The sequence below is a fragment of the Nocardia sp. alder85J genome (assembly GCF_020176955.2).
GTDB lineage: Bacteria > Actinomycetota > Actinomycetes > Mycobacteriales > Mycobacteriaceae > Nocardia.
Genome location: NZ_JAIUCZ020000034.1, coordinates 1 through 1,302, shown reverse-complemented (window position 1 = coordinate 1,302; position 1,302 = coordinate 1). Strand labels below are relative to the sequence as shown.

Sequence of the window (1,302 nt, the reverse complement as noted above, 5' to 3'; positions counted from 1 at the left end):
GTAGGCGACGATGCGCTGGTCGCCGGGGGTGTCCTCACGCACGATCACCGCGGCCTGCCCGACACCGGGCTGCGCCAGCACCGCCGACTCGATCTCCCCCAGCTCGATACGGAAACCCCGCACCTTCACCTGATCATCGGCACGACCCAGATACTCCAACTCCCCGAACCGATTCCACCGCGCCACATCCCCGGCCCGATACAACCGCTCCCCCGGCCCACCCAGCGGATTCGCCACGAACCGGCCCGCCGACAACCCCGCCCGGCCCACATACCCACGCGCCAGCTGCGAACCCGCCACATAGATCTCCCCGGCCACCCCCACCGGCACCGGATGCAACCGGTCATCGAGCACATACACCCGCAACCCCGCGATCGCCCGCCCCACCACCGACCCCGACGCCGCCGCGATCGTCTCCGCATCCAGCACCCGATACGACACATGCACCGTCGTCTCGGTGATCCCGTACATGTTCACCAACCGCGGCCCCCCACCCGCGGACCCGTCCCCATGACGCGCCACCCAATCACCGAGCCGCCGCAACTCCAGCGCCTCACCACCGAACACCACATACCGCAACGCCAACCGGCCCACCCCCGCCGCCGCGGCCTCCGCCGCGGCCAGCTGATAGAACGCCGACGGCGTCTGATTCAGCACCGTCACCCGCCGCGCCCGCAGCACCTCCAGGAACAACTCCGGCGACCGCGACGTGTAATAGTCCACCACCACCAGCGTCCCGCCGTACAACAGCGGACCCCACAACTCCCACACCGAGAAATCGAACGCATACGAGTGGAACAACGTCCACACATCCTCCGGACCGAACCCGAACACCCGATCCGTATTCGCGAACAACCGCACCACATTCGCGTGCGTCACCGCCACACCCTTCGGGCGCCCCGTCGAACCCGACGTATAGATCACATACGCCACATGATCGGCGGTCAACGGCGACAACCGATCCACATCGGTCACCGGCCCCTCCCCGGCATCCACGACATCGGGAACATCCATCCCGAACTCGTCCATCCCCACCACCGCGACACCCACCGGCAGCACCACATCCACACTGCGGTCGGTGACCACGGCCACCGGCCGGGCATCCGAGAGCACATACTCGATACGCTCACCGGGATAGGACGGATCGATCGGCACATACCCCGCACCGGACTTGATCACCGCCAGCAACGCCACCACCAGATCCGCCGACCGCGGCAACAACACCGCCACCAGCGCATCCGGACGCGCACCCAGCTCGATCAACCTGCGCGCCAACTGATTCGCCCGCTGATCCAACGACGC

The 1,302-nt window shown here is 67.4% G+C and carries 1 protein-coding gene; it reads right to left on the bottom strand.

Going from position 1 to position 1,302, the window contains the following annotated elements; genetic code table 11:
- On the bottom strand, positions 1-1,302 hold a 1,302-nt coding region (locus tag LBW94_RS44135), incomplete at both ends, for an amino acid adenylation domain-containing protein (RefSeq protein WP_225062813.1).